This is a genomic window from Bradyrhizobium erythrophlei, from assembly GCF_900129425.1.
Classification (GTDB): domain Bacteria; phylum Pseudomonadota; class Alphaproteobacteria; order Rhizobiales; family Xanthobacteraceae; genus Bradyrhizobium; species Bradyrhizobium erythrophlei_C.
Genome location: NZ_LT670817.1, coordinates 5,554,714 through 5,578,445 on the forward strand (window position 1 = coordinate 5,554,714; position 23,732 = coordinate 5,578,445).

Annotated in this window: 25 protein-coding genes; 8 read left to right on the plus strand and 17 right to left on the minus strand. The window is 62.8% G+C overall.

The features are described from left to right. Positions 1–4: 4 nt before the first annotated feature. The gene (locus B5527_RS26715; RefSeq protein ID WP_079604197.1) at positions 5–931 is read right to left on the minus strand and encodes a LysR substrate-binding domain-containing protein; all 927 of its coding nucleotides are present in this window, start codon (positions 929–931) and stop codon (positions 5–7) included. A 384-nt stretch (positions 932–1,315) separates the two neighbouring features. Between B5527_RS26715 and B5527_RS26725 the strand changes: the two genes are divergently transcribed. Continuing rightward, the gene (locus B5527_RS26725) at positions 1,316–1,819 is read left to right on the plus strand and encodes a hypothetical protein (protein ID WP_425305028.1); all 504 of its coding nucleotides are present in this window, start codon (positions 1,316–1,318) and stop codon (positions 1,817–1,819) included. 161 nt (positions 1,820–1,980) lie between these two features. Continuing rightward, positions 1,981–2,418: an EF-hand domain-containing protein gene (locus B5527_RS26730; RefSeq protein WP_079604199.1), complete on the plus strand. Its 438-nt coding sequence runs from the start codon at positions 1,981–1,983 to the stop codon at positions 2,416–2,418. On the opposite strand, the gene B5527_RS26735 is transcribed toward B5527_RS26730, so the two are convergent. Next, complete coding sequence (locus tag B5527_RS26735) at positions 2,402–3,316, minus strand: FAD:protein FMN transferase (protein ID WP_197689214.1); 915 nt, start codon at positions 3,314–3,316, stop codon at positions 2,402–2,404. The genes B5527_RS26730 and B5527_RS26735 overlap by 17 nt on opposite strands. Before the next feature lie 186 nt (positions 3,317–3,502). Between B5527_RS26735 and B5527_RS44530 the strand changes: the two genes are divergently transcribed. The 3 genes from B5527_RS44530 to B5527_RS26745 all read left to right on the plus strand — a co-directional run bounded on the left by B5527_RS44530 (position 3,503) and on the right by B5527_RS26745 (position 4,948). Then, a complete protein-coding gene (locus B5527_RS44530) occupies positions 3,503–3,679 on the plus strand; it encodes a hypothetical protein (RefSeq protein ID WP_154072542.1) in 177 nt (58 codons plus the stop codon). Positions 3,680–3,873: 194 nt separating this feature from the next. Further along, positions 3,874–4,548, plus strand: coding sequence for a methyltransferase family protein (locus B5527_RS26740; RefSeq protein ID WP_079604200.1), 675 nt, complete (start codon positions 3,874–3,876; stop codon positions 4,546–4,548). A gap of 40 nt (positions 4,549–4,588) precedes the next feature. Then, positions 4,589–4,948 (plus strand): GFA family protein, encoded by a 360-nt coding sequence (locus B5527_RS26745; RefSeq protein ID WP_079604201.1) that lies wholly within the window; start codon positions 4,589–4,591, stop codon positions 4,946–4,948. 192 nt (positions 4,949–5,140) lie between these two features. Here the strand turns inward: B5527_RS26745 and B5527_RS26750 are convergent, their stop codons facing one another. The 9 genes from B5527_RS26750 to flgB all read right to left on the minus strand — a co-directional run bounded on the left by B5527_RS26750 (position 5,141) and on the right by flgB (position 13,328). Continuing rightward, positions 5,141–5,848, minus strand: coding sequence for a glutathione S-transferase (locus B5527_RS26750; protein ID WP_079607527.1), 708 nt, complete (start codon positions 5,846–5,848; stop codon positions 5,141–5,143). Positions 5,849–6,020: 172 nt separating this feature from the next. Next, positions 6,021–6,968, minus strand: a complete 948-nt coding sequence (locus tag B5527_RS26755; protein WP_245332259.1) for a Tim44 domain-containing protein — start codon at positions 6,966–6,968, stop codon at positions 6,021–6,023. A 153-nt stretch (positions 6,969–7,121) separates the two neighbouring features. Further along, on the minus strand, positions 7,122–9,683 hold the full coding sequence (gene cckA / locus B5527_RS26760; RefSeq protein ID WP_079604203.1) for a cell cycle histidine kinase CckA: 2,562 nt from the start codon (positions 9,681–9,683) through the stop codon (positions 7,122–7,124). 144 nt (positions 9,684–9,827) lie between these two features. Next, the gene (gene flhB, locus B5527_RS26765; RefSeq protein WP_079604204.1) at positions 9,828–10,907 is read right to left on the minus strand and encodes a flagellar biosynthesis protein FlhB; all 1,080 of its coding nucleotides are present in this window, start codon (positions 10,905–10,907) and stop codon (positions 9,828–9,830) included. Positions 10,908–10,920: 13 nt separating this feature from the next. After that, positions 10,921–11,694: a flagellar biosynthetic protein FliR gene (gene fliR / locus B5527_RS26770; RefSeq protein ID WP_079604205.1), complete on the minus strand. Its 774-nt coding sequence runs from the start codon at positions 11,692–11,694 to the stop codon at positions 10,921–10,923. Between the two features lie 17 nt (positions 11,695–11,711). Continuing rightward, the gene (gene fliQ / locus B5527_RS26775) at positions 11,712–11,975 is read right to left on the minus strand and encodes a flagellar biosynthesis protein FliQ (protein WP_079607528.1); all 264 of its coding nucleotides are present in this window, start codon (positions 11,973–11,975) and stop codon (positions 11,712–11,714) included. Positions 11,976–12,114: 139 nt separating this feature from the next. Then, positions 12,115–12,441, minus strand: coding sequence for a flagellar hook-basal body complex protein FliE (gene fliE, locus B5527_RS26780; protein WP_079604206.1), 327 nt, complete (start codon positions 12,439–12,441; stop codon positions 12,115–12,117). A 17-nt stretch (positions 12,442–12,458) separates the two neighbouring features. After that, on the minus strand, positions 12,459–12,890 hold the full coding sequence (gene flgC, locus B5527_RS26785; RefSeq protein ID WP_079604207.1) for a flagellar basal body rod protein FlgC: 432 nt from the start codon (positions 12,888–12,890) through the stop codon (positions 12,459–12,461). 30 nt (positions 12,891–12,920) lie between these two features. Continuing rightward, complete coding sequence (gene flgB / locus B5527_RS26790; RefSeq protein ID WP_079604208.1) at positions 12,921–13,328, minus strand: flagellar basal body rod protein FlgB; 408 nt, start codon at positions 13,326–13,328, stop codon at positions 12,921–12,923. Between the two features lie 376 nt (positions 13,329–13,704). Between flgB and B5527_RS26795 the strand changes: the two genes are divergently transcribed. The 3 genes from B5527_RS26795 (at position 13,705) to B5527_RS26805 (ending at position 17,373) form a co-directional block, all read left to right on the plus strand. Further along, the gene (locus B5527_RS26795; protein ID WP_079604209.1) at positions 13,705–14,742 is read left to right on the plus strand and encodes a flagellar biosynthetic protein FliO; all 1,038 of its coding nucleotides are present in this window, start codon (positions 13,705–13,707) and stop codon (positions 14,740–14,742) included. Beyond that, complete coding sequence (fliP, locus tag B5527_RS26800) at positions 14,739–15,491, plus strand: flagellar type III secretion system pore protein FliP (RefSeq protein ID WP_079604210.1); 753 nt, start codon at positions 14,739–14,741, stop codon at positions 15,489–15,491. The genes B5527_RS26795 and fliP overlap by 4 nt, the downstream gene beginning before the upstream one ends. 424 nt (positions 15,492–15,915) lie before the next feature. Beyond that, positions 15,916–17,373 (plus strand): hypothetical protein, encoded by a 1,458-nt coding sequence (locus B5527_RS26805; RefSeq protein WP_079604211.1) that lies wholly within the window; start codon positions 15,916–15,918, stop codon positions 17,371–17,373. Positions 17,374–17,491: 118 nt separating this feature from the next. Here the strand turns inward: B5527_RS26805 and B5527_RS26810 are convergent, their stop codons facing one another. The 6 genes from B5527_RS26810 to B5527_RS26835 form a co-directional block, all read right to left on the minus strand. Beyond that, positions 17,492–17,731, minus strand: coding sequence for a hypothetical protein (locus B5527_RS26810; protein WP_154072543.1), 240 nt, complete (start codon positions 17,729–17,731; stop codon positions 17,492–17,494). A gap of 134 nt (positions 17,732–17,865) precedes the next feature. Next, complete coding sequence (locus B5527_RS26815; protein ID WP_079604213.1) at positions 17,866–18,672, minus strand: substrate-binding periplasmic protein; 807 nt, start codon at positions 18,670–18,672, stop codon at positions 17,866–17,868. 14 nt (positions 18,673–18,686) lie between these two features. Continuing rightward, complete coding sequence (locus B5527_RS26820; protein ID WP_154072544.1) at positions 18,687–19,121, minus strand: c-type cytochrome; 435 nt, start codon at positions 19,119–19,121, stop codon at positions 18,687–18,689. 89 nt (positions 19,122–19,210) lie between these two features. Then, complete coding sequence (locus B5527_RS26825) at positions 19,211–20,920, minus strand: pyrroloquinoline quinone-dependent dehydrogenase (RefSeq protein WP_079604215.1); 1,710 nt, start codon at positions 20,918–20,920, stop codon at positions 19,211–19,213. 566 nt (positions 20,921–21,486) lie between these two features. Next, on the minus strand, positions 21,487–21,663 hold the full coding sequence (locus B5527_RS44535) for a hypothetical protein (protein WP_154072545.1): 177 nt from the start codon (positions 21,661–21,663) through the stop codon (positions 21,487–21,489). A 365-nt stretch (positions 21,664–22,028) separates the two neighbouring features. Continuing rightward, complete coding sequence (locus B5527_RS26835) at positions 22,029–23,555, minus strand: MmgE/PrpD family protein (RefSeq protein WP_079604217.1); 1,527 nt, start codon at positions 23,553–23,555, stop codon at positions 22,029–22,031. Positions 23,556–23,732 lie beyond the last annotated feature (177 nt).

The following is a 23,732-nucleotide window of genomic DNA, read 5'->3' on the forward strand; positions in this document are numbered from 1 at the left end:
TCCCCTACCCCTCGTTCCGTCCCGTCGCCTCGCGCGCGGCCTGCATCAGGGACTCCCGCAGCCAGATGTGTCCCTGGTCGAGGTTGGCACCGATATGCCAGGCCATGAAGAAGTGCTGTTCGGGTATCTCCGTCGGCAGTTCATGCACGTCGAGGTCGAAATTCGAGGAAATCGAATTGACGAAGAATCGCGGCAGCACGCCGATCAGGTCGGTGCGTTCGATCATCGGCGGCATCGACCAGATCTTCGATGCCATATAGGCCACCTCGCGCGAGGTCGACGTGACCGCCAGGCTCTTGTCGACAAAGGTCAGGCTGCGCAGCTCGCGGTTGAGCGTGATGTGCCGCAGTCTGCCGAAGGTCGCGAGATCAAGAGGCTTGGCGATATGCGGATGGTCGCGGCGGCTGACGACGACGAGATCGGCGCGGCAGATCGGCTTGTAAACGATATCGGTCATATCGACAGGGAATGAAAAGCAGACCAGGTCCAACAGCCCCGTGCGCAGGTCGTCGAACAGCTTGGGATGGGCCTGGATGCATTCGACTGATATCCCCGGCGCCTCGGTGACGGCAGCGCGAACCAGCGCCGGCATGATCAGGGGTTCCAGCGGCTCGGCGACGATCACCCGGAATATCCGCTTGTAGCTCAAGAGGTCGAAGCTGGCGCCGGAGGGAAGATGACGGCCGATCAGGCCAAGCGCTTCCCGAACCGGATGAATCAGCTCCCTCGCCTTCGTTGTCGGCGCGACGCCTTTCGGGCTGCGAATAAACAGCTGGTCGTCTAACGAGTGACGCAGCCGCGCCAGCGCGTTCGATACCGCGGGCTGGCTCATGCCGAGACGCTCGGAGGCCCGGCTGATGTTGTTGTTGGAATAGATCGCCTCGAAAATAACGAGAAGGTTGAGGTCCATGTTCTTGAGATTTGCGGACATTGTACCGACCGATCAAATGCATCGACGATAATCGTGTGACCATTCCGACAACCAATGGTGGCTATTCAAACAAAAAAATCCACCCGAGCAAACCCTTTCCGCCCCGCCCCTGAGCAGCCATTGCGTGTCTATTACAAAAAAAATCACCTTTGGTTGTCCTCTAATCAAACCTTTTGCTCGCGGCCGTGCTCGCGCTGATGATCTTCGCTCTGCGGCAACGATTGCGAGCGCCAGCAAGCCATGGTTTCCAAAGCCCACAGTGGGCGGTGCAAATAGAGTTGCGGCCGGCCTTTCGGCGCAATCGAGATACCTGCCGCGATCGCACCCGCGATCACGGCCTTGCATGAACCTCGCGCACGGGCTTCAATGGCGCGGGGGGTGCTCATGCTCAAAAACCTGATCGCAATATCCGGCGTGCGGTCCGCGGGCCGTGCCATGGCACTAACAGTGCTGGCCGCTGCTGCGCTGACCGTATCGGGCCCGTCGCCCGCACGCGCCGACCGCTGCGACGATCTCGCACGCCAGCTCAAAGGCCAGATCGACGGCCTCGCCGTCGGCAAGACCGCGGCCAATTTGATCTATCTGTCACACCCGCAGGCCAAGGTAATCACGCTCGGCTGCGCCGGCCGCAACTACTCGAACCAATTGTACGCCAAGGCCGACAGCCGCAAGCCGCAGCCGGCCTTTCTCGATCTCGTCGCCAGCGCCGCCGCCATCATCTTCACGCTGCCGAAAGACGACATGCGCAACGGGGCGGCGCGCTGCATCAGGCGGATGGGGTTCATCCACGGCGACGATGTCACGACGCGCTACCGCCGCCTCGAGATGCGCTGCGTCAGGACCAAAACCGAAGCCTCGATCACGATCTCGCGCGGCACCGACGAGTAAGCGGCGGCGCCGTCATCCATCGTCGCGCGCGCCGCTGTTTGCAGCCGGCTTCACCGAAGCCACGCCCTCTGGTTCATTGGTAAACGAATTGTTTACCGCTCGCTGCCATTTTGTCGCAGCCGGTTGACCCCGGTTCGCACCGGTGTGGTGGAGAAGTTTCCATGGATATCTCCGGCGTGGGCGCGGCAGGCGCCATGCATGCGGTTTCCGGCGCGAGCTCGAGCGGGCCGCCGCAACAGAAAATGTCAGGCCTTTACGACTCGATCGACACCAGCGGCTCTGGCAGCATCACGCAGAGCCAGTTCGAACAGGCCTTTCAGACCAAGAACCCGCCGGCCGTTTTCCAGAACCAGCGCGCGGACGCCATTTTCTCCGCTCTCGATCCCGGCGGCACCGGCAGCGTTTCCAAGCAGGATTTCGTCTCGGGAATGTCGAAGCTGATGGCCTCGCTGCGCGCCGATAATGCCGGGCAGACCGCATCGCCATCATCGCAACCCTCCGCCTCGCTGGCAGCGAGTGTGCAATCGCTCAACCAGATCGGCAAGGCATCGCCGCAGCAGACCCAGTTGCCGGGTTCCTTGATCAATCTCCAGGCATGATCTGAAGCGGTTCGGTGCCGCTGCAGCGCCTGAGATCGTCGATGACGATATGGCGAACGCCGAGGCTTGCGAGCCAGGCAGCCCCACTGCGGCCCCTCAACATCGCCGACGTCGCAAGAGTTCCCCCGACCAGGCAACGGTCGGAAATGACTGTCACCGATGACAACCCCTGCGCCGGCCATCCGGTCCGGGGATCGAGGATGTGACAATAGCGCCGTCCCTTCACCTCGATGAAGCGTTCATAGTCGCCGCTGGTTGCAAGCGCGCCGCCATGGAGTTCGACCTCCGCCACCACCGCGGCGCCATCGCGCGGATCGCGGATACCAACCCGCCATGGCTGACCGTCGAACTGCGGACCGATCACGCGGATGTCGCCGCCGAGATTGACGAAGCCGTGGCGCGCGCCGAGGTCGCAACAGACTTCTGCCGCGCGATCGGCCGCGTATTCCTTGCCGAGACCGCCGAGATCGAGCTCCATGCCGGCTTGCGCGAACGAGAGACGGCCGTCCGACAAGGTGACCTTGTCGAGCCCAATGCGCAGCAGCAGAGCGTCTATTTCCTGTTGCGCCGGCAGCCGCGAGCCCGAAAAATTCCAGGCCTGGCGCAGGAGCCCTGACGTGATGTCGAACGCGCCCTCGCTGCTCGCAAAGCACGCCTTGGCGTAGGCGACGAGACCCGCCGTCTCCGCATCGACATTGGTGGTGCCGCCCACGGCCGCAACGCGATTGATCCGCGCCAACTCGCTGTCGCCACGGTAGCGCGAATAGCGCGCCTCGATTCGTCTCACTTCACCCTCCGCGGCAAGGGCAATCATGGTCGAGGCCGCCGGGGTGTCCGCCTGCACGTGAACGGCGCAATCGGACGCCATGGCATGAAACCGGTACGTGACGAGCGACACGATCCGTACCTTTCCCAATCGCTTAAATTCGAGATCGAACTTTACAGGATTATTGGAGCCACTGTTCACCATCCGACCGGATTGGTCCCGTTGGCGCGCGGTCTGCGGCCTGGATTCATAAAGCATTCGTCTCCACCTCGTCACAGTCGGGCACCACAGCGAGGAATTTGTCCAAGGAATTTGTCCATGAGTGTTTCCGCCGTTTCAGCACCGGCGCCGGTCAGCATTCCGCAGGCCAGCGCCTCCAACGCCCCCGTCGTGAAACCCGATGTCGATGCCGCCGACGATGCCGGCGCGGCCCCAAAGCCGGCTCCGGAGCCGCTTCCGCCGGGACAGGGAACACGGATCGACCAGTTGGTGTGAGAGGGCGGAGACAACCAACCAACCGTCCTGCGCGGGCTTGAGGCGCGTATCCATCCATCTTCGTTGAAATCGCCTTTGCGAAGAAGCTGGATTGCCGGGTCGAGCCCGGTGACGATCATGGTGAAAAATCCCCGCCGCAAGTTTGCCGGAAAACGGCGCGACCATGCTGACCCCGACCCCGATGGGACCACCGCATGATCGCAAAATGGCTGCTGCAGAACCTGATCTGGGTGGTCGCGCTGGGCGCGTTGTTGTTCGTGTCCGCGGGCACGCTGCACTGGCCGGCGGCCTGGGTGTTCCTGGCCACCAGCGCGGTCATCGGCATCGGCTTTGGTTGGTGGCTGGCCAAAACCGACCCGGCGTTGCTCGCCGAGCGGATGCGCCCGATGATGCAGAAGAATCAGCCTGCCGCCGACAAGAAATTCATGCTGGTGTTCGGCGTTATCGCCCTGATCTGGTTTCTTGCGATCGGATTCGACAAGCGCATGCATGCTTCCGATATTCCTGTCGCCCTGCAGGCGCTGGGACTGGCGATGCTGCTGCTGACCACCGGCTTCATCATGTGGGTGATGCGCGAGAATTCATACGCGGCCCCCGTGGTCAAGGTGCAGACCGAGCGCGGTCACCGCGTGGTCAGCACTGGACCTTACGCCTGGGTGCGGCATCCCATGTACAGCGGCACCATATTGTTTTTCGTCGGCGTGCCGCTGCTCCTGGGCTCCTGGTGGGGCGTGGCGCTATCGCCGCTGTTCGTCCTCCTGTTTGCCGTTCGCTCCGGCATCGAGGAACGCGCGCTGATCGCGGGCCTGCCAGGCTATGCCGACTACACCAGGCGGGTGCGCTATCGTCTGGTGCCCGGACTTTGGTGAGGCTTATACTGCCGGCAAGCGCCACTCAGGGAGCGGACCGATGCCCGACACCAGGACCTATACCGGCGGCTGCCACTGCGGCATGGTGCGCTTCGAATGCACCACCGACCTTGCGATGGTGACCTCCTGCAATTGCTCGATCTGCACCAAGAAAGGCCTGCATTTCGCATTCCTGGCGCCAAAGAGTTTTGTGCTGCGCGCCGGCGAGGACAATTTGCGGGAATATCTGTTCAACAAGCACGCCATCCGGCATCAGCTCTGCATCGACTGCGGCGTCGACGTGTTCGCGCGCGGCAGCAAGCCCGACGGCACCGAAGTGGTGGCGCTCAACGTTAGCTGCATCGACGGGATCGAGCTTGCAAAACTGGCGATGACGCCGGTCGATGGAAGGAACCGGTGAAGTTTTAGCCAGGCGATGGACTTGCCGCGAGTTCAGTTTCACCTCTCCCAAAGGGAGAGGTCGGATCGCCCTTGCGATCCGGGTGAGGGGTTACAGCCTCACGATAGACCGTAACCCCTCACCCCAGCCCTCTCCCAACGGGAGAGGGGGCGCACTTCCGCTGCGGCGATGGTGACGAGTCACTTCGTGCACCTAAACGTCCAGCGCCTTGTAGCGCCGGAAAATGCCGTCCTCGTTGAAGGCGAAGCGGCGGTCGCTCGCGAGATAGGCCTTGATGTTGGGCCTGGCGGCGACGCGGTCGTGCAGGCCGACCAGCCCGGGAATCCCGCGCTCGAACGCCTTCATGCGCTTGGGGAATGCGTAGCGCAGCCCCTCCACGATCTGGAACAGCGACAAGTCCGCGTAGGTCAGCCTGCGACCGGTCAGCCATGCGCCGCTGCTGCTCTTTAATATTCCCTCGAAATATCCAAGATATTTCGGCAAGCGTTCCTTCCAGAATTCCTCGCTGCGTTTTTTGGCCGGGCCACGCTGGTCCTCGTAGTACAGCGACGGGCCGAGCGGATGATGGGTGTCGTGAATTTCCAGCACCAGATCCGTGACCGTGAGTTGCAGCTGATGTATCCACAGCTTTCCTGCTTCCGCCTTCGGCGCCAGCCCATGGCGCGATCCGAGATAGAGCAGGATATTGGCGGTCTGCCCGATCAGGAGCTTCTCGGCTTTCAGAAACGGCGGCGCGAACGGCGGCGTGCCGCTGCGCGCCTCCATCATTTTCATCATCGCGGCCATGCCGCGTTCGCCGCGCGTGACATCGGCATAGTCGGCGCCCGCTTCTTCCAGCGCGAGGCGGACAAATTCGCCGCGGCCCTGAATGCCCGGCCAGTAATAGAGTTCGTAGCGCATGGAAAATCCCTCGATCGGACGCGCGGCAGAGGCTTTCGGAAGCGGCAACGCGCCGGCGGCGCCCTTGGTTCGCCGCGAGACAATATAGCAGGCCGCTGGCGCCGGCCGGCAAACGAAAAGGCGCCGCGGATTGCTCCGCGGCGCCTCGCATTCGAGTGATATCGCCGAACGATCAGGTCTGCTGGATCGCCGACAGTTCCCAGTTGGCCCCGCGCGGCCGCACGAAGGTCCAGACTTCGGTGGCCTCGGTCGGCGCGTCGCTGCCCTCGACCAGCCGGCCGGTAGTACGGTCGGTGGTCTTGTCGACCAGCGCGTAGCGCATCGCCACGCTGGCATAATCGGTGTCGCCCTCGCGCCAGGCTTCGGCGAGGTCGCCCTGCAGCAGCTTCAGGTTGGAGACCTTGTTGATGACGTTGCGGGCGCGGTTCTGTTGGAGATCGGCGGTGAAGTAAGACACCATTTCGGGCGTCGCCAGCGTATGCAGTCTGGCGACATCCTCGTCCGACCAGGCGGCTTGAATATCGCCCAGCAAGCGCTCGAAGGCCTCGTAATCGGCCGGCACAATCTCAAGCGGCGCGCTGGTCGATCCCAGCCCGAAACCCGTGCCGGAGCGGAAGCTTGATTGTGCGCCTGCGCTTGCGGGGGATGCGCCGGCATAAGCGGGGTTGGCGTGACGGCGCTGCCACCACGACATGGCCATCCGAATGACGATGACGATCAAACCGATCTGCAGGATCAGCCCGAAGATCGACGACAATCCGCCGATGCCGCTGAACATTCCGCCGCCGAACAACATGCCGAGCAGGCCGGCCCCGAGAAAGCCCGCGGCGAGGCCGCCGAGCATGCCCCTGCCCGGGCTGTTGAAGAATCCGCCGCCCGCGGGCGCGCCCACACCCGGGCTGCCCGGCTGGGTGATGGTGCGGTTGAAAGGTGACGCCGAACCCGGTGCCGTGGAGGTGCTCGGCGGCGCGGAAAAGGTTCGCGAGCCGCGGGAACCCGAGCTGAAGCCGCCGCCGACCCGGGCGTCGGCCGGCGAGATCGCCGAGATCAAGGGTAACGCGAGCGATAAAACGACGGCGATCGCCTGGAAGGCGCCGCGAGCGCGCTGCGTGAACGTCATGTCTGTTTCCTTAGTCCCCGGCAGGGGGAAGCGCCACTAAGATGGGCAGCACCGCCTAAAAGTGAAGCCGCTATCGGATATAGCGGCTGCGGCCCTCGGTCGCGGGGATGGGTCAATAAGGCTCATGGCAGAGCGCTTCACCCCGGCGCCGCCTCACGACGGCGTCATGGTTTCCTTCACCGCGGCCACCAACTGGCTCAGCGTGAACGGCTTCGGCAGGAAGGCGAATTGCTGGTTCTCCGGCAGGCTCTTCTCGAAGGCATCTTCGGCATAGCCCGAGACGAAGATGATCTTGAGGTCCGGATTGCGGCCGCGCATCGTCTTGAGCAGGGTCGGGCCATCCATCTCCGGCATCACCACGTCGGAAACGACGAGATCGACGGCGCCGTTCTGAAGCTCCAGCGCTTCCAGCGCCTCGATGCCGTTCGACGCCTCGATCACGCTGTAGCCGCGCGAGCGCAAGCCGCGCGCATTCAGCGAGCGGAGGCCTTCCTCGTCTTCAACCAGCAGAATGGTGCCCTGCCCGGTCAGATCGGCACGGGGCTTCGTCTCCGCCGGCGGCTCTTTGGCGGTGCCGTTGGCGGCGGCGGCGTCGGGCTGGGCCTCCTGCTCGAGATGATGCCGCGGCAGAAAGATGTGGAACGAGGTGCCGTTGCCGGCTTCGGAGTCCACATAGATGAAACCGCCGGTCTGTTTGACGATGCCGTACACCGTCGATAGTCCGAGGCCGGTGCCCTTACCGACTTCCTTGGTCGAGAAAAACGGCTCGAAGATCTTGTCGACGATATCGGGCGGAATGCCGGTGCCGGTATCGGTGACATCGATCCGCACATAGTCCGCCGCCGGCATGCCCTTGTAGGCGAGATCGGCGGATTCCTCCGAGGTCACGTTGGCGGTTCGCACCGTCAATTTGCCGCCCTCGGACATCGCGTCGCGGGCGTTGACCGCCAGATTGACGATCACCTGTTCGAACTGCGAGACGTCGACTTTCACCGGCCACAGATCGCGGCCGTGCACCAGATCGAGCTTGACCTTCTCGCCGATCAGGCGGCGCAGCAGCATGGTGAGATCACTCAAGGCGTCGCCGAGATCGAGCACCTGCGGCCGCAGGGTCTGGCGGCGCGAGAACGCCAGCAACTGCCGCACCAGCGTCGCCGCGCGGGTCGCGTTCTGCTTGATCTGCATGATGTCCTGGAACGAGGGATCGGTCGGCTTGTGCGCGTTCAGCAGGAAGTCGTTCGCCATCATGATGGCGGAGAGCACATTGTTGAAATCGTGCGCGATGCCGCCGGCGAGCTGGCCGACCATGTCCATCTTCTGCGACTGGTTGATCTGGTTCTCCAGCGCCCGCCGCTCGGTGGTCTCCAGCATGTAGACGATGGCGGCCTCGGTCTCGCGCTCATCTTCCTCGACCGCGGTGACGAAGAACTGCGCCCATCGCTCCTTGGCGCCGTCGAGCATCGCCTCGACCGGCGGAATGTCGCCCTGCCCCTCCGCCGCCTGGTTGATGGCCGCGATCAGCAGGCCGCGGTCGCGCGGGTTGACCGTTCTGAAGATCGACTTGCCGGCCGCGCCATCGGGGCCCAGTCCTTGCGCCAGCTTGGCGAACCGGGCATTGGCGCGGACCACCGCGCCCGAGCGGTCCACGGTCGCGATCGCCATCGGGGTATGATCGAAGAAGCGCATGAAGCGGACTTCGGCGGCGCGCTGCGGGTCGGGGCGCTCGTCGCGCGCACGGCTGATCACCAGCGTGCGCGACGCGCCTGGCACGCCGTCCGCGCCGAATGCCAGCTTGTGATAGAGCCGCACCGGCATGGTCTTGCCGCCGCGCATCCGCAGATCGATGTCGAACACCTCGGTTTTGACTTCGCCGGGCACCGGCGGAATCGATGTCAGCAGCGCCGCACCGTCGCCCGAAACGATGTCGGTCAGCTTCAGGCCGCCCGATCCGATCTCGGCGAGATCGTAATCGAGCCAGTTCGCCAGCGTGGCGTTGACATAGACGAGGTCGCCGGCGGCATTGACCGAGAAGAACCCGCAAGGCGCATGATCGAGATATTCGATCGCGTGCTGCAGTTCCTGGAACACATCTTCCTGCCGTTCGCGGTCGCGGGTGATGTCGGCGATCGACCACACCGCGTATTTGGCTCGGCGTTTGCTGTCGCTGAGCGGGCGAACCCGCATCCGCAGCCAGCGGCCATGGTTACCGTCGTGACCGGCGATGCGGACTTCTTCCTGCTGCCGCTTGCCCTCGCGCGCCGCCTTGAGCAGGCGAAACACCGCCTCCGACACATCGGGGTTGCCGATAAAAACCCGCTCGACCGGGCGCGCCTCCTGCGCGGTCGCAGCTCCCGTCAGCGCCAGATAGGCGGCGTTGGAGTAGACCACGTGACCGCGGGGGTCGGTGACCGCGAGGCCGTCGTCAGCCTGATCGGCGATGCGGCCCAGCACCGGATCATCGGCGGCACGGTCGGCGAAACGAATAATCCCCGCCGCGAACGCGAACAGGTTGAACAGGCCGACCATCGCCAGCAGCGCCAGCAGCCCGAGGATATAAGGCTCCGCCCGCGAGCGGCCGATGGTCATCAGCGCGACCGCCACCGCGACGATGCCGAAGGCCACCAGCAGCACCAGAACGATGCTGCCGCTACGCCGCGCCGGCTCGGGGGCGGTGACGCGCTCTCGCGGTGGGTCGTGGTCAGTATCGGCGGTCATACAAAAGGACGCAGCCTGTCGACATGAATCTGAAACTTAACTCCTGAGTGCCTGAATCGGGCCCGCAAGCGCAAGTCCGTCGAGCCGCAATTTCGTCGGTTGCGCGTCGTCCAAGGACGTTTTCAGAGCAAAACTGTCCTGACTTCACGCCCGCCGGCCGGAAAGCCCGCGCCGGAGGCCCATCACGTAGCCGATAATTTCGGCGACCGCGTGATAATGTTCCACCGGGATCTCGTCGTCGATCTCCACGGTGGCATACAGGGCCCTCGCCAGCGGTACATTCTCGACGATGGGAATGTCATGTTCGCCGGCGATTTCCCTGATCTTCAGCGCGACCAGATCGACGCCCTTGGCCACGCACAGCGGCGCCGACATGCCGCGCTCATACGACAGCGCCACCGCGTAATGGGTCGGGTTGGTGATGATCACCGAGGCCTTGGGAACCGCGGCCATCATCCGCTTTTTCATCCGCGCATGCCGCAGCTGCCTGATCCGGTTCTTGACGTGCGGGTCGCCTTCGGATTGCTTGAACTCTTCCTTCATTTCCTGCAGCGACATCTTCTGCCGGTCGTACCATTGCCGGTACTGGAAGAAAAAGTCCGCGATCGCGACAACCGCGAGCATCGCCACCACCGCGCCCAGCAGATGGACCGTCAGGCTGCTGGTAGCTCCCAGCAGCATGGCCGGGTCGAAATGCATGAACGATTCGAGGCGAAGGCGCTCCGGCCACAGGATCGCCGTCATTACCGCGCCGAGCGCGATCACCTTGAAAAGGCCTTTGCCGAAATTCGCCGCCGCCTGCTTGCCGAAAATCCGCTTGGCGCCGGCTGCGGGCGAGATCTTGCTGAATTTCGGCTTGAGCGACTCGCCCGACCACACCAGCCGGTGCTGTATCATGTTGCCGGCGATCGCCGCGATCGCCAGCATCAGAAACGGTACGCCGAGGACCCCGATCAGGATAAATTCCAGGCTGTGCGCCAGCGCCAGCAGGCCGGGCCCGTCGGCGTGGATCATCCAGGAATTGGCGATCAGGTTGCGCATCGGCACTTCGATCCCGGAGCCGATCGATCCGGAAAACGTCGACAGCACCAGCGTCCCGCCGGCAATCACGAACCAGGTGTTGATTTCCTGGCTTTTCGCGACATCGCCGCGGTCGTGGGCATCATCCAGACGTTTTTGCGTAGGGTCTTGTGTTTTGTCTGCTGAGTCGTCTTCGTCGGCCATGGTGTTGAGGCTTTCAGCTCGGCGGTATCAGGTCGTGCATGACGCCGACGTAATAATCGAGGAAAGTTCCCATCATCGCCACGATGATGAAGGAGAAGATCAGAAAGCCCGCAAGGATCGACAGCGGCACGCCGACGAAATAGACCTGCATCTGTGGCATCAGCCGCGCCAGCACGCCAAGCCCGATGTTGAAAACCAGGCCGAACACCAGGAACGGCGCCGCCAGCTGCATGCCGATCCTGAAAGCGGCGGCGAAGGCGCGGGTGGCGAGTGCCGCGACGTCGCCGCTCGGCATCATCTCGCCGGGCGAAAAGATCGCGTAGCTGTCGTTGAGCGCGGCGATGACGAGATAATGGCTGTCGGTCGCAAACAACAGCGTGATGCCGAGCAGCGTGAGGAAATTTCCGATCAGCAGGCCCTGCTGGCCCTGGGTCGGATCGACGGCGGTGACGAAGCCGAGACCCATTTGCTGGGCAATCACCGAGCCTGCGACCTGCAGCGCCGCAAGCGTCACCCGCGCGGTGGCGCCGAGCACGACGCCGATGATGATCTCGTGGATCATCAGCACCAGCAGCGGCATCATCGACGCCTGGATATCGACGTGATAGGCGGCGCGGTGCAGCGGCAGGATGATCAGCGTCAGCAGCAGCGCGATCGCGAGCTTGATGCGAACCGGAATATTGGTTTCACCCAATCCCGGCAACAGCATCACCATGGCGCCGATGCGGGCGAACACCAGCATGAAGGTGGCGGCAAGCGCGGGCAGCAGTGAAATATCGACGTGCATGATTCACGCATAGTGCATCAGCCGCCTATGATTCGCGACGATATCCGCATCATGTGGCTGTGCAGCGCGTCCGCCATGAACGGCAGCGCCAGCAGCAGCGTGACGAAGATCGCCAGTATCTTCGGCACGAACACCAGCGTCTGTTCCTGGATCTGCGTCAGCGCCTGAAACAGCGACACCACCACACCGACCACGAGGCCGACGATCATCAGCGGCGACGACACCACGACAATGGTCCAGATCGCATCGCGCGCCACATCGAGAGTTTCAGCACCGGTCATGACATATGTTCCATTCGGGTTACGCGTCATTTCGGGATGGTCCGAAGGACCAGACTTCAGATGTGCAATTGCACATCGGGGAATCTCGAGATTCCGGGTTCGCGCTGCGCGCGCCCCGGAACGACGGGAATCAAGAAACTCAGATCGTCATCTTCATGATGTCTTCGTAGGCCGCGATCACCTTGTCGCGCACCGACACCAGCGTCGATACCTTGACGTCGGTCTCCGCCACCGCGGTGACCACGTCCATGACATTGGCCTTGCCCGACGCCATCGCGACCGACTGCGCGTCGGCTTTCCGTCCGCCGTCCACGACGCTTCCGAGCGCGTCCTTGAGCAGGTCGCCGAACGAGGGGCCCCCGCCGCCGCCGCCGCCGCTGGCGTCGGAGGTTTTGCCCGCCCCGCCGGTGTCCAGTATGCGGGCGAGATTGGCATAGGCGCTGGCAGCGACTGTCGGTGTGGCCATGATTTAAGGTTTCCCGTTCAGGACTTGAGGATATTGAGCGTGAGCGCGACCATCCGGCGCGTGGCGGTGATGATGTTGAGGTTCGCCTCGTAGGATCGCTGCGCGTCGCGCATGTCGGTCATTTCGATCAGCGGATTGACATTGGGATATTTGACGTTGCCGGCGGCGTCCGCGGCCGGATTACCGGGCTCGTGCTTGACGCGGAACGCCGATGTGTCGGGCCGGATCTTGCCGAGCGTCACGACGTTCGCATCCAGCGTGCGATCGAGTTCGGAGGAAAAGGTCGGTACCTTGCGCCGATACGGATCGCCGCCGGCGGTCGACGCCGTGGAATCCGCGTTGGCGATATTTTCCGAGATGACCCGCATTCGGCCCGCCTGCGCGCGCAGACCTGACGTCGCGATGCCCATCGATCTGGCGAAATCTGCGATAACCTGACGGTCTGCCATGTTTGTCCCTTTCCCGGCCCTGATTGGCCTTTAGGCCTTGCCGATCGCAACCTTCAGAAGATGCAGCCTGCTGGTGTAGAGCGAGGTGACCGCCGCATAGTCCATCTGGTTGGACGAGACCTTGAGCATCTCGTCCTCGAGATTGACGGCATTGCCGGTGGGCCTGGTCTCGAAACCGGTCTTGCGATCCTGGTCGAAGGTTGGTTCGCTCTCCAGCGGAGCGATATGCCCGGTGCGGGTCTGCACCATCGCCAGCGGCCCCATCGATCCGGCAGCGGCGGCGCCGGTGGGATCGAATTTCGGTTCGACCAGATCGCGCGGCCTGAAATTCGGCGTATCGGAATTGGCGACATTTTCGGAGAGCACCCGCTGACGCTCCTGATGCCATTGCATCCTGGTGCGAAGCGCCGCCAAACCCGGAAGATCGTTGATGGACATCGGCGCTCTCCCCTCTTCCGCGCGGCGCGGCGCCGCTGAGGTGGGCAGAATTTGCCGTGTGCATGGTTAACAGCAGGTTAAGATGCGCCGCGGCAGACAGCATGCGTCCCCAACGGATTCGCCTCGGACGCCGGGTCGAGCGCATTTTCGCCACGAAAGCTGCGTTAACCAGCCAGGTTCCTGACACCTCCGACCGCGAGAAGTCATTTTGGCCCAGCCGATTCATAGGTTATTAAGAGTGCGGGCGGCAGTTTCTGCCGCGGGGAATTAAGAAATAGGGCCAATGTCAGGCTTGATTCGGGTCTGTTGCGTCGCCTCCGATCCGCATTCGACGAACGACAGACCTGAATAAGGCGCTATTTGCCGGGGACAAAGCATGCAGGCATTGACATTCTTCTTCGCATTCGTGGCCGTGCTGGCGCTGATCGGCGTTGCCGCCTGGCTGGTTCGCCGATTCGCCGGCAATCGCCTCGGTGCCAACACCAATCGCGGACGGATGCCGCGACTGGCGGTGATCGATGCCGCAGCCGTGGATGGCCGCAGGCGGCTGGTGCTGGTGCGGCGCGACAATGTCGAACACCTGCTGATGATCGGCGGTCCGACCGATATCGTCGTCGAACCCAATATCGTGCGGGCGATGCCGGGACGGGATCAGATGGCGCAACGGGCCGGTGTCGGTGCCGAACCGCAGCCCCGAATCGTCCCGCTGCCCGACGCCATCGGCTGGAGCGACGGCGATGGCCCAAGATCCGAACCAAGGTCCGAACCAAGATCAGATCCGCGGTCCGATGTGTTCGATCACGCCGAGCCGCAAATGCCCGAGCCGCCGCCGCGGCCGGTCCGGCCCACCTTTGCCGACGAGTTGCGCCGCCCGGCGCCGCTGGAGCGGCGCGAGCGCAGCGAACCCTTGCGGAACGAACCCTTGCGTAGCGATCCGTTGGCAGGCTTCGCGCCGGAGTCGATCGGCAGTCCCCTTGGAGGCCGTCCGGAGCCCCGCCCCGAACTGCGCGGCGAGCCGATGCCGTCGCGCGTGACATCGCGCAACGAACCGATCATGCCGCGTCCGCAGCGTCCGAGCGAAGCGCCGAAGGTGCCGCCGGTCCGCGCACCCGAGCGCACCGCCGCGCCGCCGCCGCCGCCACCTCCTTCTCCCCCTCCTCCGCAGCCGACGGCGGACCAGAATCTCGCCGAGATGGCGCAACGGCTGGAGGCCGCCTTACGCCGGCCGGCCGGCGACAGCGGCGAACCGCGCGTCGGCGCGCCTTCGGTGGCGCCCGAACCGCCGCCAAGCCGCCCCGCGCCCCGCCCCGAGCCATCGGCGGCACCGCCGGTGGCGCCTTCGCCGAAGAGCGGCTTTGAAAATCTCGAAGACGAGATGGCGTCATTGCTGGGTCGTCCGAAGCCCCCTTCGTGAGGTCCGCGCCCCTCCCGCGTAGAGTTTTATTTTTTGCCACCCTGATAGCCGCCGGATCGCTGGTCGAGCCGGCGTTCGCGCAAGATATCAGCATCAATCTTGGCCAGGGCAACGGCGGCGTCACCGAGCGCGCGATCCAGCTGATCGCGCTCCTGACGGTGCTGTCGATCGCGCCGTCGATCCTGATCATGATGACGTCGTTCACCCGGATCGTCGTCGTGCTGTCGCTGTTGCGCACCGCCTTGGGCACCGCGACCGCGCCGCCGAACTCGGTCATCATTGCGCTCGCCATGTTCCTGACCGCGTTCGTGATGGGCCCGGTGCTGCAGAAATCCTACGACGACGGCATCAAGCCCCTGGTCGCCAACCAGATCAGCGTCGAGGAAGCGCTGCAGCGCGCCTCGGTGCCGTTGCGCGGCTTCATGCAGAAGAACGTGCGCGAAAAGGATCTCAAGCTGTTCATGGACCTGTCGGGCGAGCCGCCGCCGGCGACGCTGGACGACATGTCGCTGCGGATCCTGGTGCCGGCGTTCATGATCTCCGAACTGAAACGCGCCTTCGAGATCGGCTTCCTGCTGTTCCTGCCGTTTCTGATCATCGACCTCGTGGTGGCTTCGGTGCTGATGTCGATGGGCATGATGATGCTGCCGCCGGTGGTGGTGTCGCTGCCGTTCAAGCTGATCTTCTTCGTGCTGGTCGACGGCTGGTCGCTGGTGGCGGGCAGCCTGGTGCAGAGCTACGGGGGATAGCTCGGCCGCTTCGCCGCGACGCGTCGATGACCGGGCAAATCGGCCACGCCGACATCGCCGAAAGAGGACTCCTCGCCCTGAGGTTTTTGCTCGATCGCTGCAGTCGGCGACCTCCACACATCTGCAAACATCCAAACATATTGTGTTTGAGCGGCCCGCGACGTCTCGCACGTGTCGCGTCTGGACAGCCGCGAGCCGCCGTTTGACTCATTCCGCAGCAGCGATCGCCGCGTAAATGGAATCGCGAAACTGTGTGGAGAGCGACGGATGGACACTTTTCCCCGTCATCTATTTGTAGTTGCGTTGACAAGAATTACTAATATGGTTTGAGCCGCATCCTGGGAGCGGGAAGCCAGGCAACGCGTGGCGCAACGATGGACGCGACGCGGCTGGTTTGCCCGGACACGCAAGGCGGAAACGGAACATGAAAAAAAGACTACGAAACGCACGCTTCGTCACCCTGGCCGTCGCCGCGATCGCCTTTGCCGCAACCTTCAGCAACGTTGCCGGCGCCGCGCCGCCGCCGCCCGCCAAGGGCTGTCCGCAGTTTGGCTGGTCGGAAGGACTGGGACGATTCCTGGCGCCGGATTTTCCGTTTCCCACTTCGGACACGAAACCGATTCCAACTCCCGACTGCAATTTTCATCAATGGTCGTGGGAGGCTTTCGTCTGGGCCACCGCGCTGATCAAGGACCCGGCGTCGGGCACCATGGTGCCGCGATTCATGACCTTGGCCACGCCGGCCGACCTGCTGAACAAGGACGAGAACGCCGGCGAGCCCAAGCTGCGTCCCCTGACGCTCGCCGCGCGATCGGAGACATTCCTCGGCGCCGCCGGATTCAGCGAAGGCGCGGGCGCCATCGTCGAAGCCGACGGCAACATGTTGGTCGCCCAGAACGGCTACCCGGTCTATGCCTCGGTTCACATGAACAAGTCGTATTTCGATACGGCGCGGAAAAACCTGATCGCCACCGGCGGCTACCAGAATCAGCCGGCAGGCTCCTACTTCGACGTCGGTGCCGCCGTCTTCAAAGCCACCTGGCTGCGGCTCGACCAGGGACAGCAGCCGCCGGCTGGCGCCTTTACGACGCAGGCGCAGGTCCCCGTGCTGGAAACCAAGGTCACCCCGGGTCTCGTCACCATCCAGCCCGTGCCCGGAAAGTTCGTGACCGTGACCGTCGCGCTCGTGGGCCTGCATGTGGTCGGCCAGACCGTCAATCATCCCGAATTCCTGTGGGGGACGTTCGAGCACAAGATGAATTCCCCGGCGACGCCGGACAACACCTTCACGCCCTCGCCGACCGGCAAGGATCCGAACAGCTTCACGCTGTACAAGGCGAACACGCCCTTCTCACAGGCAAACAACCCGATCGATCCGCCGACCCTCCGGCTCGACGCAGCGTCCCAAAAGCTAACGCCGGTGACCAACGCCGTGCTCGAAAATCAGACCGGCGGCGAGAACCAGCAGAACGGACCAGGCAACATCATTGCCATCAACACGGCAGCCCAAAAATCCGTCGCCAGCTTCACGCCTCCGCAATCGACATTCGCCAATTATAATCTAGTCGGAACCGTGTGGATGCTGCCCAATTCCTATAACCTCAACAGCGACCAGACCAGCGCGGTCGGTTCGGTGAATCTGGCGAATGTGACAGCCGAGACGTTCGTTCAAAACGCCAAGAATACTCCGATCAGCGGCGTGCAGAACTGCTTCATGTGCCACAATCCGGGGTCCTATTCCTTCCAGAATCCGCCCCCGCCGAAGCTGGCGAACAGGCTGATCGCGTTGAGCCACGTGTTGGCGGTCGGCTCGCCTTACGAAGTGCCGAACTCGATCGCGGGCAGATTGCTGTTGCTGCCGCAGGGCCTTCGCGGCAGGTAGCCGCCATACAAGCCACCCGCGTCCCGGCGCAGCGCCGGGAGGCGGCGCCGCGACGCGCGGTTACGTCCAGACTAGGCGTAGTCCGCCCGGATCGTGATCCAGTTCACCTCACGGTGCTTCACTCATCCACGGGTTCCAGAAGTGCTGCGATTCTCAGCTGGATCGGATCGCGTTCGCCCCTTGCTGCCGCTGCAAGGATGCGCGATGCCAGCTTTACTTTTGTCGCAGGCGTTTGCCTGGTCTTGGGCAGGATGGTTGCGGCCTCATCGAGCACGGACTTCATCAATTCGATTAACTCAGGCTGATAAATCGCTGCTATCGTGACCATGTTTGTACCCTCAAACGCCACAGCACTCATCGCCTCGATTATGACGGCGCGCCGGATTGCGTCTGTCGGGTAACCGACGCGGCGGCACATTTATTGCGGCGATTGTCGCGGGATGGCGCCCTTTTCTATACTTGTGCCGTCATTCGCCCGACCGGCCGGTTTGGTCACTGCCCCCTGGGTGAACTCGGTTCGACCCCGTAGCTTGCATAGATCCGATTGACGGTGCCATCTGCAAGCAGCCGATCGATCGCCTCGTTGATCGCCGCCGCCAGTGCGTCGTCGGACTTGCGCATTCCGACCGCGATCTCCCAGCGGAACTCAGGCTGGTTCTCATAGGCGCGCACTAACGTCACTGGCGCGTCCCGGTGGAGAAGATTGTAATATCCGATGCTGGCGGGGGTGGCGAGCGCCGCATCGAGTTCGCCCTTGCCGACCGCCTCGATCATTTCGTCCTCGAATGTGAACGGGATTGTCGGCAGGCCCTTCTGGCCCAACGTCACGCTCGCGAGCGACCCCACCATCGCGCCGACCCTCTGCCCCTTCTTGAGATCGGCGAAGTCGGTGACGCCGCTGAAGCCCGGGCGAAGCGCGATGGCAACGCCGCTCACCTGGTAAGGCTTGGAAAGCCGCACGTGGCGCTCTTGCGCGCTTGCTTGATCCACGATCGCGTCGAGGACCACATCGCAATCGACACGGCCCACCTGGAACGGAAAAACCACCCAGCCGACCTCGAGCTTGACACCGAGCTGGTTGGCCAGCGCCTCGCCGAGTTCGAGCTCAAAGCCGCGACGATCGCCGGTCTTGCTGGAGAATGGCAGCGCTTTGGGATTGGCACAGACCATGAGAATGCCGCGGCTTCTGATTGAATCAAGCGGACGAGCACGCGCGACGTCGGGAGCCGCCGCGTGGGCGAGAAATACCGCGACGATCAGTCCCTGGCAGAGCCCAGCAATACGTTGAAGTGGCGTCATGACGGGCCTTCAAATCACGGCTGAAGGTTTCGAATGTATGCAATGATCGCTTGAATGTCCTCAATCGGCAGCGCCTGGCCGAACGCCGGCATATGACCTGGCGAACCCGTTGCAATTCGGGACATCAAAAAATCGTCGTCGTGGGCGTCAGCCAAAAGCTGCGGGCCGCGACCCGCCTTACGGCCACCGTTCTCGTGGCAAAACCCGCAACCGTTCCCGGTGAAGGCCTGGGAGCCGCGCTCGATCTGCGCGGCCTTGTCGCCAGCAGCTGGAGCCGACGTTTGTTGGGCGCGGCTTGCAGGCACCAAAATGCAACCATAAGCAGCCACGAAAGAAGCAAAGCCCGCCATAAGGCAAAAGCCGATCCGTCGTTTCATACTTTTCACCAATCGGAACAGCGCGTTTGGCTTGCGTTCCGGTGGACGCAACCCTTCAGGCTGCCCGAACACCGATCCCCTTCGCAAAGAAAAGCAATCGCGTCGTGGTTCCGTTCGAAATGAATTTCGACGATGCGAACCACGACGCGATACCAGTGAGACTATTCGAGTGCGTAGACGACGAGGGAGCCGGTGTCCTTCTCCATGGACTTGTAGGGGCCGCCGAACTGCTCGGCATAGCCTTCGCCGACCAGGCTTTGACCGCCCGTGACGACCGCAATATATTGCTTCCCACCAGCCTCGTAGCTGATGATTCCGCCGTTGTGGGTAGCGCCGTCATTGCCCTGCCAGAGATCCTTGCCGGTCTTGACGTCGAGCGCATGCAGCCAGCCGCGTGCGTCGGGTACGAAGAGAAGACCGCCCGCGGTCGAAAGCAGGCTCGCGGTCGGCGGTTCGGGGAAATCCACCGACCACGCCAACTTGCCGGTGATCGGATCTCGGGCATCAACGTGACCGTGCTGCTTGTCTCCGGGAGGATCCTTGAGCGTGAAGGTGGCGCCGAGATTGAGCTGCGCTTGCGGCTCCGTTACTTGCGGGGACTTCGTAATCTCGAGGTCCATGCACCATTCATTTGCTATCTTGTAGTAGAGCCCGCTCTGCGGATTATAGCTGCCGGCATTCCAACTGATGCCGCCGTCGATGGCCGGGCAAAGGTCCTGCTGCTTGCCCGCCGTCATGTCACGCCGACCGATCAGCTCGCCTGTTTTCGGGTCGATGCTTTTCACGAAATTGCTGGCTTTGACGATGTTGTAAACGTTCTCGACCTTGGCGTTGGCGCGGTCGTAGACGAAGATGTAACCGCTCTTATTCGGGTGCACGTAATACTTCTTGCCATCGCGGTCGATTTGCACGAATTCGCCGACCGCACTGTCGAAATCCCAGGCGTCATGCGGCAGTTCCTGGTGGAAGAACTTGATCTTGCCGGTGTCGGGGTCGAGCGCGATCACCGACGTCGTGTAAAGGTTGTCGCCCGGCCGCGCGCCACTGGTCTTGTATTCCGGTCCGCCCCAGTCGTAGAGGGGCGCCGGGTTGGCCGTGCCCCACCACACTGAATTGGTCTCGGCGTCGTAGGTGCCGGGCATCCAGCCACCGCCACCGCCGGTGCGCCATGACTCGTTGCCCCAGGTCTTCTCGGCGTCCGGTGTGCCGGCGACGGTGAGGAATTCCCATACTTTCTGACCTGTCTTGGCATCAACGCCGAAAATCGGCCCACGGCCCGGCCACTCGCCGCCCTGGGCACCAATGATCACCTTGTCCTTGACGACGAGCGGCGCACCGGTAAAGCCGACGGTGAGCTTCTGGGAATTGATCAACTTGGTCTCCCAGACCGGCTTGCCGGTTTTCATGTCGAGTGCGAACAGCCGACCGTCGACAGTGCCGATGTAGAGTTTGCCGTCTCCCATCGCCATTCCGCGATTGTAGGGCGAGTGAGTCTGGCGGGCTACCAGGTCGTCATCGAGCTTGGGAACGAACGACCACAGCACTTCGCCGGTGTCGCCCTTGAGCGCGAAAACTTTGTCGTAGGACGCCGAGTAGTAGACGACGCCGTCCTTTGCCAGCGGCATCGACTGCACGCCGCGGGTCGAGTGACCGACCTGATGGATGAAGGCTACCTTCATTTTCCCGACGTTGTTGGTATCGATCTGATCGAGCGGGCTGTAGTGCCAAGACTGGTAACTGCCGTGGTAGCTCAGCCAATCCTTGCCGTTCTTGCCGGCGTTATCGAGCGCATTCGCATCCTGTGCCAACGATGGCGCGCATCCAGCGCCCACAATCGCGACGGCGGCGATGAACATCGCGGTGGTCGTCATCAAGTTCTTCCTACCACTCATTTTTCTGACCTCCCTGATTGCCGGTTTCTGTGCTCGTTGCTAATTGAAAAAATATCGGTTTTTTGGTCTTGCACCCGCGAGCGCCGTTTGCCTGTTTCGTCAGACCGCGCGTCTTCTTGAAGGTTACTTGGTGCGCTTCGATCGTGGCAGTTCCTTGTCGCGCGTCAGGTGCATCAAGTTCTGTTGCAACTGCGAACAGAACGACGTCGTTTCAACTCAACGTAGTATTTGGTGGAATACAGCACTCTTGCCGGCGCTCCGTGTGAGCGCACCATTCTGCGGTCCGTCCATTCGATGACGTCCGCGTTGAACGGCACAATCGATTATACATGTGCGCGAGTACCTCCGTGTATGCGTGCTACGTCGGCGTTCAGGGCGCGGCAAAGCCTTAAGCATGGTTGCAACCGCATCGTCGGTCAGTTTAGGGATGAAATCCGGCGTCCAGCCTTGCATTGGATGCGGCTTGAATGTCGGATGCGGTGCGGCCTGGGTATCGTCCGAGTTACTGCACGAAGCCGCGGGCCAACAACTCTGACGCGTGAGCCTTACTTGGGTGGGTGCAGGTTGGAGTCACGCCAGTCATTTGAATGCGCGCTTGACTCCAGGTCGCGCGCATTTTTCAGATGGGCGTCGCGCGCGCCCCCGGCCGGCAGTTTCTCGGCCTTATCGGTTTGAATGTCGGCTAGGCGGCGATTTTCATGGGCGTCGGGCATTGGCTTCATGACACACCTCCGATTTTTTCAAACCGGACAATGCATGTTTGGGACCTTAGTTCCTGTGTCCGGCGTCGGACATAACCCAATGGTACCAGTGGTCTTTCAAAACCAAGGGTTTGCTTTTTGAACTGCAAACCTGCGGGAAATAGCGGCCGATTTTGCCCGGCCGCCATCGTGATGTCGGAAGGCGCCCGTCTTTTCTAACGCATTTTCCAGTTGTATCGAACCACAATCAGGCACCCAACGGGCCTGATGGTTCGAGACGCGCGGCGTTGCCGCGCTCCTCACCATGAGGGTCTCAGACCTCATCCTGAGGAGCATCGCGAAGCGATGCGTCTCGAAGGATGATGCCACCGAACTGGAAAGCGCTCCTAGACTGTCAGAAGAGAACGGACGAGCTCACGCATATCATCGACCTGTTCCAGGGCGTTCATGCGCTGGATGAGCTTGTCCGTGCGTTCAGCGCCCAATATGGGCGCCATCAAATCCCGCGCTTTCCCGTTCAGGACTTCCGTACTCGCCGGGTTTTCTTTCGTGCCGGGGGGAAAGCGGGTGAAGTGGCTGACTGTCCGGCCGTCACGCATGGTAACGTCCACCCGCCCGCTGCGGGGGGCAGTGGGGTCGTTCAATTTGGGATCTCCCACCACCTGCACGCGTTGCATGGCGGCGCGTATCTGGGGGTCGTTCATATGTTCGCGGGAGTGGCTGTTCGCAAACGAGACGGCGCCATCGACCAGGGCCGTGGCGAGCAGGTACTGGCAGTTGACGTTTGGCATCGGGCTGTTGCTGACAATGCCGGGACCGTCCTCCGGCAGCGCCACGACAATCCGCTCGACATTGTCGGTGCGCAGGCCAAACTCCCGGCGCAGTTGAAGGAATGCATCCAGCGGAGCCTGGTTGGGGTAGCCCACGGAATACGTTTTGATGCCCGTCTCCTGGACGAAAAAGCGGCTTCCCAGATCGGCCACCATCGCCTCGGGGTGCGGCTGGGATGACAGCGCCTGCAGTGCGTTGTGCCGTCCGCTCAGCACATCGCGCACGCCGGTAAAGCCTGCCTGCACCATGGTCACCGCGGTGACGCCGTTGCGGGCGCCCATCCCGCCAATGTCAAAGGCCTTTTCAATGTGGTCGGGATCCTCGACCCAGCTCCAGAGGCCGGAGACCTGCTGCGCGGCGTAGGAAAGCGCATATCGCATCCCGGTTTCGTCCAGGCGAGCGAGCGAGGCCGAAGCAGCCAGGGCGCCCATGGTGGAGCAAGGCCCCTCGACGCCGCGGTGACTGCCGCGTACCAGATCCGGACCGAGTGCGACGACAAAACGGCAACCGACATCGTAGCCGAGCGCCACCGCCCGGAGCAGTTCCATTCCCGAGCGTTGCTCTCGTTCCGCGACCGCCAGGGCGGCGGGAACGACACCGGCGCCCGGGTGCGCCTTGGTCAACGGGTCGACGTCATCCGTTTCGTCCGCGTGCGCGAACATCCCATTGGCCAAAGCAGCGTTGATGGCGGAAGTTTTGATATCGGTTCCGACAAGGGACGCTTCTGGCGTGCCGCCCTGCGCGCGCATGAATCGGATGGCCAGCACGCCGGGATCGAGACGCGTTCCCGACACCATGGCCGCCAGCGTATCCAGCACGCGATGCTTGGCATCCAGCAGTACCTGGGGCGGCAGGCTGCGCTCCCGCGCCGCCACCATATAGCTTGCAAGCCGCCCGGTCAGATCGGGAGCAGCGGCCGAAACTGCTTTCGGGGATTCTTCGGCGGGAAGAGTTGCGCCGACGGCGGCATTTGTTTGAAGTGCCGAGGCGGCGATGAGGCCGCCAGCACCTTGCAAAAGGCGGCGTCGCGTCGGGATCGCGCAAATTTCGTCCGTGAATGCTTCGCTGCGATTGTTTTCCATGTCGTTTCCCCTCATCTATCCGATCCTTTTGAGTTGGCGAGTGCGGATTTTTGTCTCGCGCCTTTTGGTTCGGGCAGACGGCCGAACATGACGTCGACGGAAGCGGCCCGCGGCGCTGGACTCGCGGCGAGAGTCGCCGGCAACGATGCCCGATGCTGGCTGTCGAATCGGCCTGGC

Excerpts from the sequence above, each read along its gene's own strand:
- B5527_RS44535 (WP_154072545.1), bottom strand. The coding sequence starts at position 21,663 with ATGAAGCCAATGCCCGACGCCCATGAAAATCGCCGCCTAGCCGACATT.
- B5527_RS26815 (WP_079604213.1), bottom strand. The coding sequence starts at position 18,672 with ATGACGCCACTTCAACGTATTGCTGGGCTCTGCCAGGGACTGATCGTC.
- B5527_RS26715 (WP_079604197.1), bottom strand. The coding sequence starts at position 931 with ATGTCCGCAAATCTCAAGAACATGGACCTCAACCTTCTCGTTATTTTC.
- flhB (WP_079604204.1), bottom strand. The coding sequence starts at position 10,907 with ATGGCCGACGAAGACGACTCAGCAGACAAAACACAAGACCCTACGCAA.
- flgC (WP_079604207.1), bottom strand. The coding sequence starts at position 12,890 with ATGGCAGACCGTCAGGTTATCGCAGATTTCGCCAGATCGATGGGCATC.
- B5527_RS26825 (WP_079604215.1), bottom strand. The coding sequence starts at position 20,920 with ATGACGACCACCGCGATGTTCATCGCCGCCGTCGCGATTGTGGGCGCT.
- flgB (WP_079604208.1), bottom strand. The coding sequence starts at position 13,328 with ATGTCCATCAACGATCTTCCGGGTTTGGCGGCGCTTCGCACCAGGATG.
- fliR (WP_079604205.1), bottom strand. The coding sequence starts at position 11,694 with ATGCACGTCGATATTTCACTGCTGCCCGCGCTTGCCGCCACCTTCATG.
- B5527_RS26750 (WP_079607527.1), bottom strand. The coding sequence starts at position 5,848 with ATGCGCTACGAACTCTATTACTGGCCGGGCATTCAGGGCCGCGGCGAA.
- fliQ (WP_079607528.1), bottom strand. The coding sequence starts at position 11,975 with ATGACCGGTGCTGAAACTCTCGATGTGGCGCGCGATGCGATCTGGACC.
- B5527_RS26730 (WP_079604199.1), top strand. The coding sequence starts at position 1,981 with ATGGATATCTCCGGCGTGGGCGCGGCAGGCGCCATGCATGCGGTTTCC.
- B5527_RS26795 (WP_079604209.1), top strand. The coding sequence starts at position 13,705 with ATGCAGGCATTGACATTCTTCTTCGCATTCGTGGCCGTGCTGGCGCTG.
- fliE (WP_079604206.1), bottom strand. The coding sequence starts at position 12,441 with ATGGCCACACCGACAGTCGCTGCCAGCGCCTATGCCAATCTCGCCCGC.
- B5527_RS26835 (WP_079604217.1), bottom strand. The coding sequence starts at position 23,555 with ATGGAAAACAATCGCAGCGAAGCATTCACGGACGAAATTTGCGCGATC.
- cckA (WP_079604203.1), bottom strand. The coding sequence starts at position 9,683 with ATGACCGCCGATACTGACCACGACCCACCGCGAGAGCGCGTCACCGCC.
- B5527_RS26805 (WP_079604211.1), top strand. The coding sequence starts at position 15,916 with ATGAAAAAAAGACTACGAAACGCACGCTTCGTCACCCTGGCCGTCGCC.
- B5527_RS26740 (WP_079604200.1), top strand. The coding sequence starts at position 3,874 with ATGATCGCAAAATGGCTGCTGCAGAACCTGATCTGGGTGGTCGCGCTG.
- B5527_RS26810 (WP_154072543.1), bottom strand. The coding sequence starts at position 17,731 with ATGAGTGCTGTGGCGTTTGAGGGTACAAACATGGTCACGATAGCAGCG.
- B5527_RS44530 (WP_154072542.1), top strand. The coding sequence starts at position 3,503 with ATGAGTGTTTCCGCCGTTTCAGCACCGGCGCCGGTCAGCATTCCGCAG.
- B5527_RS26745 (WP_079604201.1), top strand. The coding sequence starts at position 4,589 with ATGCCCGACACCAGGACCTATACCGGCGGCTGCCACTGCGGCATGGTG.
- B5527_RS26755 (WP_245332259.1), bottom strand. The coding sequence starts at position 6,968 with ATGACGTTCACGCAGCGCGCTCGCGGCGCCTTCCAGGCGATCGCCGTC.
- B5527_RS26725 (WP_425305028.1), top strand. The coding sequence starts at position 1,316 with ATGCTCAAAAACCTGATCGCAATATCCGGCGTGCGGTCCGCGGGCCGT.